The 9,463-nt window shown below is 69.9% G+C and carries 8 protein-coding genes; 6 read left to right on the top strand and 2 right to left on the bottom strand.

Features of this window, described 5'->3' with window-relative positions:
- The first annotated feature begins 130 nt into the window (after window positions 1–130).
- Entirely contained in the window at window positions 131–454 is a 324-nt protein-coding gene (locus VF665_RS13355; protein ID WP_331053925.1) for a hypothetical protein, read from the top strand.
- A gap of 51 nt (window positions 455–505) precedes the next feature.
- Here the strand turns inward: VF665_RS13355 and VF665_RS13350 are convergent, their stop codons facing one another.
- Window positions 506–1,771: a hypothetical protein gene (locus VF665_RS13350; RefSeq protein WP_331053924.1), complete on the bottom strand. Its 1,266-nt coding sequence runs from the start codon at window positions 1,769–1,771 to the stop codon at window positions 506–508.
- A 441-nt stretch (window positions 1,772–2,212) separates the two neighbouring features.
- Here VF665_RS13350 and VF665_RS13345 point away from each other — a divergent pair, with 441 nt between their 5' ends.
- Both VF665_RS13345 and VF665_RS13340 read left to right on the top strand, forming a co-directional pair.
- The gene (locus tag VF665_RS13345; protein WP_331053923.1) at window positions 2,213–2,869 is read left to right on the top strand and encodes a response regulator transcription factor; all 657 of its coding nucleotides are present in this window, start codon (window positions 2,213–2,215) and stop codon (window positions 2,867–2,869) included.
- Between the two features lie 186 nt (window positions 2,870–3,055).
- Complete coding sequence (locus VF665_RS13340) at window positions 3,056–4,348, top strand: sensor histidine kinase (RefSeq protein ID WP_331053922.1); 1,293 nt, start codon at window positions 3,056–3,058, stop codon at window positions 4,346–4,348.
- 148 nt (window positions 4,349–4,496) lie between these two features.
- On the opposite strand, the gene VF665_RS13335 is transcribed toward VF665_RS13340, so the two are convergent.
- A complete protein-coding gene (locus tag VF665_RS13335) occupies window positions 4,497–4,928 on the bottom strand; it encodes an HPP family protein (RefSeq protein WP_331053921.1) in 432 nt (143 codons plus the stop codon).
- Window positions 4,929–5,260: 332 nt separating this feature from the next.
- Between VF665_RS13335 and VF665_RS13330 the strand changes: the two genes are divergently transcribed.
- From VF665_RS13330 to VF665_RS13320, 3 genes are read left to right on the top strand one after another with little or no spacing between them, the layout of a single operon-like run.
- Window positions 5,261–6,901 (top strand): sensor histidine kinase, encoded by a 1,641-nt coding sequence (locus VF665_RS13330; RefSeq protein WP_331053920.1) that lies wholly within the window; start codon window positions 5,261–5,263, stop codon window positions 6,899–6,901.
- On the top strand, window positions 6,898–7,347 hold the full coding sequence (locus VF665_RS13325) for a response regulator (protein ID WP_331053919.1): 450 nt from the start codon (window positions 6,898–6,900) through the stop codon (window positions 7,345–7,347). Before VF665_RS13330 ends, VF665_RS13325 begins: the two co-directional genes overlap by 4 nt.
- The gene (locus VF665_RS13320; RefSeq protein WP_331053918.1) at window positions 7,344–8,471 is read left to right on the top strand and encodes a hybrid sensor histidine kinase/response regulator; all 1,128 of its coding nucleotides are present in this window, start codon (window positions 7,344–7,346) and stop codon (window positions 8,469–8,471) included. The genes VF665_RS13325 and VF665_RS13320 overlap by 4 nt, the downstream gene beginning before the upstream one ends.
- Window positions 8,472–9,463 lie beyond the last annotated feature (992 nt).

Genomic DNA, 9,463 nt, shown 5'->3' with positions numbered 1-9,463 from the left:
GTCAAGAAGGACGAGTGCAGATGGGGGCGTAACGGGGAGCACTTCCATCGATTCCGTCATGCTTCCGAGCACCTGAGCGAAGTAGGGTTCGGGCAGGGGGTGAACGCGCCGAGACCCAGGCGACACCACAGTGAGAACGCTGATTCGGCTCTGGTGGCGCATACTGGGCATTGGGTATGAAATGGTTATGGACAAGTTTCCGTTGCACCCTGAAAACTGTCCGCTCATCTTCGAGACACGATTCGTCGTACCCTCCATCTCGAAGGAGTCCGCCATGAAGAAAGCAGTTCTCCCGACCCTTCTTCTCCTCGCGCTGCTTGCTGCGGGCGCGTGCACCCGAATCTCTGAACCGACCGACCGGGCGGAAGCTGAACAAAACGGTCCGCGCCGCGACGAGGTCCCGGCTGATACGAGCCGTTCCCGGAATGGCAATCTGATGGGTTCCGGACACTGACGCCGGCAACTTCCGTGGTGTCCGATGTACGGGCACCACGGGAAGGGCCGCCTACCCTGCTGGCACAACGTCCGCAAGCGCCTGCACGAACCGGGTGGCGAACGCATCTTGAGCCGGTTGCGCGGCTCGCCGGTGACCGGTCTCGAGATCCCGCGTGCCATGGTTGAACTCGAGATCGGCGAGCGCCTGCTCGGCTCTCATCAGGCACTCCGAGTTTCCCGCTTTCCCCGCAATCTCCCCCGCCCGCCGTAAAGCAACGCGAGCGCGATCCATATCTCCCACGGTACCCAGGGCGATGCCGATGTCGATCAGGGCGGCAGGAAGCATGGGCATTTCGCGCTGATAACTGCTCGTCAGAGCCCGGGTGTGAGCTTCGCTTTCCATCACCAGTTCGGCGTTGCCGGTCAGCCCCGCGCATCTACAGATGGCTGCCAGGATCTGCACACGTGGGGCAACATCCGTGAAATGCGGCAGAAGCGCCTGGAACATCGCCAACGCCCGGCCGGCGTGGCCCTGCGTAAGCCAGAGGTACGCGACGTCATACGCCAGCGCCGGAAGCTTGGGATGATCGGGCAGATACCTTTCAAAGGTCCCTTCCGCGTACTCTTGTGCTTCCTTCCCCCGCTTCATGTCGATTGCAAGAACGAGGAGATTGTGCATCACCTCTCCTTCAAGCGTCCGAAGCTTGTGCGCGCGAGCGGTTCGGCGCGCCCGCTCCAGAAGCCGCTTCGAAACCGGGTAGTTGCCCTGTTCCCATACGTGCATGGCGAGTGAACTGGTGCTGAGGACGAGACAGTCCCAGTCGCGGCTTGCGCGCGCCAGACGTCTCGCTCGTCGCAACCACGCCTCTCCCTCACGCGGCAGACCGTTCCTGCGCATGAATCGTCCGGTCGCCAGTGCGTGCCTTCCACTCTGCTCGGCGGACAACCCCGCGGCCTCGGCGAATGCCACCGCCGTACGAGCGGCACCCACTCCGAGTGCCCACTCGACCAGACACCAGCACGCTTTCGCTACCAACTCCGCGTTCGGTTGCCCCGAGGCGGCCTCACCCGCGATGACAGCGGCGGGCGCGCGGACCATCTCCGGCAGGGCGCCGCATAGAAGGCCGGCTTCAAGGGCGGCGCAGGCCGCGCGTTCGTGCTCCGGGTGCAGAACAATCCTGCTCGACTGCGCCAGTCGCAGTACCCGCCAGAGTAGGATTGCCAGTTCAGGCTCGAGTTCCTGGACGAGGGCCGCCCCGGCCTGATCTGCCGGTGCGATGTGCCTTACGCCGCACGCATCGAGAGGTCCGCGCTGCATACGCGAAGGGATCCCCATGTGGGTCGCTCGATCAGTGCCTGCCATGGAGCGAACCGGCCTGGTCCGGAAGTAATCAGATGGAACGCGCGAGTTTCGGCGTATACTAAACGGCATGTTGGCCCCGGTCTACAGCGGGAAATGTCCGGTGCAGCGGCGTGCTCAGGCGTTCAGCAGTCCTTGGACTACATGCGGCGGAGTCTTGCGAAGACGACCATGGCGGCCACTGATCGGCGCCGCCCGCTGGCCTGCATGAGGGCTCCGAATTCCGGCGGATGCGCAACAAATCAAAACCGGCCCGGCGGCGTGTGCTCCGATTCCCGACATCTCCTTCCCCGCCCCGGCACTACCTTGAGTCGCACGGGCACGGGGTTCGCTCCGGCGGGAGGGCGTGCGGGCAACGGCCTGCGGCGCGGGCGGACGTGCATGCCGGGCAGGCCATGGCAACAAGGGAGCAAGCTCATGCCGAACAAGATCCGCGTGCTGCTGGCGGATGACCACGCAGTGCTGCGCAGCGGGCTGGAAGCGCTGCTGGCGCTGGAAGACGACGTGGAGGTGGTGGGGCAGGCCGGGACGGGCGAAGAAGCGGTCGAAAAAACGCGCCTGCTGCGCCCCGCCGTTGTGGTGATGGACCTGGTGATGCCCGGCCTGGACGGGCTGGAGGCCACGCGCCAGATCACCGCCCTGGGGCTGAACACGCACGTGCTGGTGCTGACCTCGCAGACCGAGGAGGAGTTCCTGGTCCCCGTACTGGAGGCGGGCGCCAGCGGCTTCGTGCGCAAGACCAGCGCGGACGTGGACCTGCTGGAAGCCATCCGCACGGTGGCGGGAGGGGAGGTGTTTCTGTACCCCAGCGCCACGCGCGTGCTGCTGAGCAAGTACCAGCAGGCCCGCGCGCCGCACGAGCCCGGCCCGCTGGAAAAGCTGAGCGAACGCGAGCGCGAGGTGCTCACCCTGACGGCGCAGGGGTACAGCAGCGCCGAGGTGGGCAAGAAGCTGTTCCTGAGCCCCAAGACCGTCGACACCTACCGCGCCCGCATGATGCAGAAGCTGGGGCTGACGCACCGCGCGGAACTGGTGCGCCTGGCGCTGGACACGGGGATGCTCAAGTCCGCGTAGCCGCCCTCGCTCAACGCTAGACGGCAGAAGCCGGCCCCGTGCATGCGGGACCGGCTTCTGCGTGTCGGGCGAAATCCGCCACGGCGCGGCGTGCGGGCGCCCGGCGCCGGATTGCGGATCGGCGGTCTGCACCGCACCATTCAGGCGCCGGCCACTCCCGTCCGCCGCCCGCCCCGCCGAACGATCATGCAAGTTCATCCCGAGCACCTGCAGGCCGCGCCGTCGTACCTGCCGCACGGCTACTGCTATCTCTGGAATCCGCCCCTGCTGTGGACGCACGTGGTCTCCGACCTGCTCATCGGGGGCGCGTACATCGTCATTTCCGTGGCGCTGGCGTACCTGGTTCACCGGGCACGGCGCGACATCCCCTTCAGCCTCGTCTTTGTCGCCTTCGGGTTGTTCATCATCGCCTGCGGCTTTACGCACCTGATTGAGGTGTGGACGCTGTGGAACCCGGCGTACTGGTTCGCGGGCGGTGTCAAGGTGGTGACCGCGGCCGCCTCCGTCGCCACGGCGGCGGCCATGCCCGTCACCGTGCCCCGCGTGCTGGTGACGCTGCGCGACGCACGCCTGTCGCGCGAGCGCGAGCTGGCCGAGGCGCGCGCCGTCGCGCTGCAGGAGCAGAATGAGACGCTGCAGGCGCAGGCGGTGGAGCTGAGCCTGCAGAGCGAAACGTCGCAGCAGCTTGCGGCGGAGCTGGAAGACGCGAACGAGCGGCTGCAGTGGGCGCTGGAAGAGGCGCGCGAGGCGCTGCGGCGGGCCGAGGCCGCGGACCGCGCCAAGGGCGACTTTCTGGCCACCATGAGCCACGAGCTGCGCACGCCGCTCAACGCCATCATCGGCTACGAGGAGCTGCTGGAAGAGGGGCTGTTCGGGCCGGTGACGGAGGCGCAGCAGGCGCAGCTGCGCCGCATTCGCGACAGCGCGGGCCACCTGCGCGGCCTGGTGGACGAGGTGCTCACCCTGTCGCGTGCCGAGTCGGGACGCGAGACGGCGGCGGTGGAAGCGGTGCAGGTCGCCGCCGTCGTGCGGGCCGCGGCGGAGATGACGGAGCGCGACGCCGCGGCCAAGGGGCTGCGCTTCAGCGTTGCCGCGCCGCCGCCGGAGCTGGTGATGCAGAGCGATGCGGGGAAGCTGCGGCAGATTCTGCTCAACCTGCTGGGCAACGCCGTCAAGTTCACGGAGCGGGGCGAGGTGAGGCTAGCGGTGCGCCAGGAGGGCGCGGAGGTGGTGTTCGAGGTGCACGACACGGGGATCGGCATGTCGGCCGAGGCGCTGCCGCACATCTTTGACGCGTTCTGGCAGGTGGAGCAGTCGCGGACGCGCAGCTACGGCGGATCGGGGCTGGGGCTCGCCGTCAGCAAGCGGTTGGCGGGACTGCTGGGCGGCACGCTGACGGCGGCGAGCACGCCGGGCGAGGGAAGCACCTTCACTCTCCGCCTCCCCAAGGACGGCCCGGCCGCCGCGCCAAACGAGTAGCCGTATCGGCGGGGATGACGACGCGGACGGGGTCCCGGGCGATGGTGGTCGGCCCGGGACCCCGAACTGCATTGTCCAACGGAAGGCACGGAGATCGAGACCATCAGCGGCTCTGTGGCCCGCCGGACCTGGATCCGTGACCAGCCCGTCAGAGCACCGCGTCGATGGCGCCCAGCACGTCCACGGGGGTCACAATACCGAGCAGCATTCCTCGATCCACCACCAGCAGCTGGTTCTCGCGCCCGCGCAGAAAGCGGCGGACGAGCGTGGACAGCGCCTCGTCCGGCGCAATGGTGTCGCCCACCGGGCCCATGATGTCGCGCACGCGCAGCACGTCCGCGGGGTCCGCCGCGTCCGCATCGGTGAGGGCGGCAAAGGCAAGGCGCGTGACCGCCGCCTGCGTAACGATCCCCACCACCTTTCCCGTCGGGCCCAGGACCGGCGCGGACCGCACGCCGCCGTCCAGCAGCGTCTGCGCAAGCTCGCGCACCGTCATTTCGGGAACGACGGTCACCATGTGCATCTGCATGACATCACGGACGCGGCCCGTGCGCAGTTCCCGCGCGGCGATGGTCTTCATCCGCCTGCTCCGTTCCGCAGCCACCCCGGCGCGGGGCCCCGGGCCCCGCGCGATGGTACAAGGATGGCGGCTCGCGGCCACCCGCACGGACGGGAGCGCGCCGGAACCGTTGTGGGGAAGAACCCCATCCCGAAAAGAAGAATCCCACACAGAGGCGCAGACACACAGATCAGACAAGGACATCAGAAGAAGACAATCCCGCGTCGTGATCGATCTTTTCCCGTGTGTCCCGGGGCCTCCGTGAGCGCCCGCTGGTTCCGCTTCTCCTCTGTCCGCCTGGATGGCCCCGCCGTAGCTTGGCCCGATCATCAATCACCCGGTTTGAGCCCCGCATGACGCCGTCCCCCAATCCGCCACCGCTGGACCCTGCGCTGGTGCGGCTGCTCCAGGTGGTGGCCGTCGCCGCCAACGAATCCACCAGCCTGGAAGGCGCGCTGCGCACCTGCCTGCAGGCGGTCTGCGAGCACACCGGCTGGGCGGCGGGGCATGCGCTCCTGGTGCAGCCCGGCGGCGAACTGGCGTCTGCGGACGTGTGGCACGCGGCCGATCCCGCGCGCACCCGGGAATTCCACGCCGCGCTGCACGCCACGCCCGCAAACGGGGACGCGCTGGCGGCGCGCGTGGCGCGCGCGGGCGAGCCGGCGTGGATCACGGACCTGTCCGCCGGGCACGCGGCGCTCGCCGAGGCCGCGGCGCGCGCGGGGCTGCACGCGGCGGCGGCGTTCCCCATCCGCGTGGGGCACGAGACGGCGGGCGTGCTGGAGTTCTTCTTCGGGCAGGCGCCGGCGCCGCAGCCGGGGCTGCTGGAGGTGATGCTCAGCGTGGGGACGCAGGTGGGCCGCGTCATCGAGCGCGCGCGGGCGGAGGAGGCGCTGCGGAGCTCGGAAGCCAAGTTCGCCGGCATCATCTCCATCTCGTCCGACGCCATCGTGTCCGTCGACGAGGACCAGCGCATCATCTTCTACAACCGCGGTGCGGAAAACACCTTCGGCTACACGGCCGACGAGGTGATGGGCGAGCGGCTGGAGATGCTGCTTCCCGAAGGCTCCCGCGCCCGCCACGAGGGGCAGGTGCGCGAGTTCGGCGCGTCGCCCGTCCCCGCGCGGCGCATGGGGGAGCGCGGCCAGATCACCGGCCGGCGCAAGAGCGGCGAGATCTTTCCCGCCGACGCGTCCATCAGCAAGCTGGACCTGGGAGGCCGCCGCATCTACACCGCCGTGCTGCGCGACGTCACCGAGCGCGTGCAGGCCGAAGAAGCGCTCGCGCGGCAGGCGGAGGAGCTGGCGCGGTCCAACGCCGAGCTGGAGCAGTTCGCCTACGTGGCCTCGCACGACCTGCAGGAGCCGCTGCGGATGGTGGCCAGCTACACGCAGCTGCTGGCCCGCCGCTACGGCGACCGGCTGGACCAGGACGCGCACGAGTTCATCGGCTACGCGGTGGACGGGGTGCAGCGCATGCAGGCGCTCATCAGCGACCTGCTGGCCTACTCGCGCGTGGGCAGCCGCGGCGGAACCATGGAGCGCACGGAGCTGGAAGCGGTGCTCCGCCGGTCGCTGGAGGCGCTGCGGACGGCCATTGAGGAGAGCGGCGCGGAGATCACCCACGATCCGCTTCCCCCCGTGACCGGCGACGCGGTGCAGCTGGGGCAGGTGCTGCAGAACCTGGTGGCCAACGCCGTCAAGTTCCGCGGCGACGGGCAGCCGCGCGTGCACGTGGGCGCGCGGCGCGCCGGCGGCGAGTGGGTCATCAGCGTGCGCGACAACGGCATCGGCATCGCGCCGGAGTACGCGCAGCGCATCTTCGTCATCTTTCAGCGGCTGCACACCCGCGCCGAGTACCCGGGCACGGGCATCGGCCTCAGCATCTGCAAGAAGATCGTGGAGCGCCACGGCGGGCGCATCTGGGTGGAGTCGCCCCCGGAGGGCGGCTCCGTCTTTTACTTCACCCTTCCCGCCACCGGCGAGGCGGAATGACCATGGAATCGCGCCCCATCGAAGTGCTGCTGGTAGAAGACAACCCCGGCGACGTGCGGCTCACGCGCGAGGCGCTCAAGGAAGGCAAGGTGCGCAACAACCTGTCGGTGGCGCCGGACGGGGTGGAGGCGCTGGCGTACCTTCGCCGCCAGGGACGGTACGCCGACGCCAAGCGCCCGGACCTGATCCTGCTGGACCTGAACCTGCCCCGAAAGGACGGGCGCGAGGTGCTGGGGGAGATCAAGGCCGACCCCGCGCTGCGCACCATCCCCGTCGTGATCCTCACCACCTCCGAGGCGGAGCGCGACATCTCCGGCGCGTACGCGCTGCACGCCAACTGCTACATCACCAAGCCGGTGGACCTGGACCAGTTCATCACCGTGGTCAAGTCCATCGAGGACTTCTGGTTCACCATCGTAAAGCTGCCGCCGGAGCCGCGGACGTGACGGCTGTCCGCATTCTGCTGGTGGAAGACAACCCGGGTGACGCGCGGCTGCTGCGCGAGTCGCTGCGGGAGGCGCACTCGCTGGATTTCTCGCTGGTGCACGCGGATACGCTCGCCGCGGGGCTGCGCGCGCTGGAGGGCGAGCCGTGCGACGTGGTGCTGCTGGACCTTTCCCTTCCCGACGCGCACGGGATGCAGACGGTGGAGCGGATGCTGGCCGCCGCGGTGGAACTCCCCATCATCGTGCTGAGCGGGCTGGCCGACGAGACGGTGGCCGTGCAGGCGGTGCAGGCGGGCGCGCAGGACTACCTGGTCAAGGGCACGGTGGATGGCGCCACGCTGGCCCGCGCCATCCGCTACGCCATGGAGCGCAAGCGGCTGGAGGCGGAGCGCGCGCTGCTGCTGCGCAACGAGCAGGAGGCGCGCGCCGCCGCCGAGGCCGCGGTGAACGCGCGCGACGAGGTGCTGCGCATCGTGGCGCACGACATCGGCAACTCGCTGAGCGCGGTAAAGATCCACGCCATGGTGCTGGAGCGCACGCTGGGCGGCGACGCGGCGCTGGAGGAGGCCCGCAAGCGCACGCAGGCCATCCGCGGGCTCACCGGGCAGATGGACCGCCTGCGGCAGGACCTGCTGGACGTGGCCGCCATCGAGGCCGGGCGCCTCTCGTTCGAGCCGGACGAGGTGGTGCTGGCGGAGGTGGTGCGCGACGTGGCGGAAAGCGTTGCGGAGACGGCGTCGGAGAAGGGGCTGCGGATGGAGACGCGCATTCCGCCGGAGCTGCCGCCGCTGTGGGTGGACCGCGAGCGGCTGCACCAGGTACTGGCGAACCTGATGGGGAATGCGGCCAAGTTCACGCCCGCGGGAGGGCGGATTTCCGTGGAGGCGAAGGTGGAGGGGGAGGTGGTGCGGGTGTCGGTGGCGGACACGGGGCCGGGGATTCCGGCGGAGCACCTGCCGTGCGTGTTCGACCGGTTCTGGCAGGCGCGCAGCACGCGGCGCGCCGGCGCGGGGCTGGGGCTGGCGATCGCCCGCGGGATCGTGGAGGCGCACGGGGGAGAGATCGGCGTCCGCAGCGAGCCCGGCGCGGGATCGACCTTCTCGTTCACCATTCCCCGCGCGTAAGGCAACGGCCCCGCCGCTACAGCCGGACGCGCGCCCGGGACGAGCGTGTGCGCCCAACCCGTCGCAGCGCCGAGGATGACGGGGAGAGCACGCCAACTCGTTGCCTGAGGAGGCGCCGCGGGCAGGGTCCGGTGCGCCCGATCGCAGTTCGAGCCCCCCCGCGCCGGCACCGTCCGCCTCGCCGGTCCTGCCGCCCACCTCGGCGCCGGGGCGTCATTCTGAAGGAGCGTGCGCCGCGCTTTCCCCGGTAGCGCGTCCATGCGCGACTGAAGAATCCCGGACCGAAACGTCCGCCGCGCCGCGGTCCGGCGCGGCGTGCCCCAGCCTCCCCCGCCGCACCCGCGGCGTCCGAGCGCGCCGCGCAACCGGGCGTGCATGGGATGCGGTGGCGCGGGATTCTTCGGTCGGCGCCAGAGTTCGGGGTACGGACGGTGTGGCGCGGCGCCTCCCTCAGAATGACACTCGAAGTCCGAGCCGGGTGAAGAATCCCGGTGCGGCGGATGTGACAGGTCCGGGGCGCCCGATGGCAATTCGAGCCGCCCGCGGCGGCACCTCCGCTCCGCCGGTGTCCTGCCGCCCACCTCGGCGCTGAGGCGTCATTCTGAAGGAGCGTGCGCCGTGCTTTCCCCGGTGCCGCGCTCATGCGCGACTGAAGAATCCCGGACCGAAACGTCCGCCGCGTCGCAGTCCGGCGTGGCGTGCCCCAGCCTCTCCCGCGGACCCGCAGCGTCCGAGCGCGGCGCGCAACCGGGCGTGCATGGGAAGCGGTGGCGCGGGATTCTTCGGTCGGCGCCAGAGTTCGGTGTGACGGACGGTGCGGCGCGGCGCCTCGCTCAGAATGACACTCGAAGTCCGAGCCGGGCGAAGGATCCCGGTGCGGCGGATGTGACAGGTCCGGGGCGCCCGATGGCAGTTCGCGACTCCCCCCCGCGCACTGTCCGCCCCGCCGGTATCCTGCCGCCCACCTCGGCGCTGAGGCGTCATTCTGAAGG

The sequence above is a fragment of the Longimicrobium sp. genome (assembly GCF_036387355.1).
Classification (GTDB): domain Bacteria; phylum Gemmatimonadota; class Gemmatimonadetes; order Longimicrobiales; family Longimicrobiaceae; genus Longimicrobium.
This window is presented reverse-complemented; position numbering and strand designations above follow the sequence as displayed.

Bases quoted from the DNA above. Each gene is read 5' to 3' on its own strand.
- VF665_RS13350 (WP_331053924.1), bottom strand. From the start codon at position 1,771: ATGGGGATCCCTTCGCGTATGCAGCGCGGACCTCTCGATGCGTGCGGC.
- VF665_RS13345 (WP_331053923.1), top strand. From the start codon at position 2,213: ATGCCGAACAAGATCCGCGTGCTGCTGGCGGATGACCACGCAGTGCTG.
- VF665_RS13340 (WP_331053922.1), top strand. From the start codon at position 3,056: ATGCAAGTTCATCCCGAGCACCTGCAGGCCGCGCCGTCGTACCTGCCG.
- VF665_RS13335 (WP_331053921.1), bottom strand. From the start codon at position 4,928: ATGAAGACCATCGCCGCGCGGGAACTGCGCACGGGCCGCGTCCGTGAT.
- VF665_RS13330 (WP_331053920.1), top strand. From the start codon at position 5,261: ATGACGCCGTCCCCCAATCCGCCACCGCTGGACCCTGCGCTGGTGCGG.
- VF665_RS13325 (WP_331053919.1), top strand. From the start codon at position 6,898: ATGACCATGGAATCGCGCCCCATCGAAGTGCTGCTGGTAGAAGACAAC.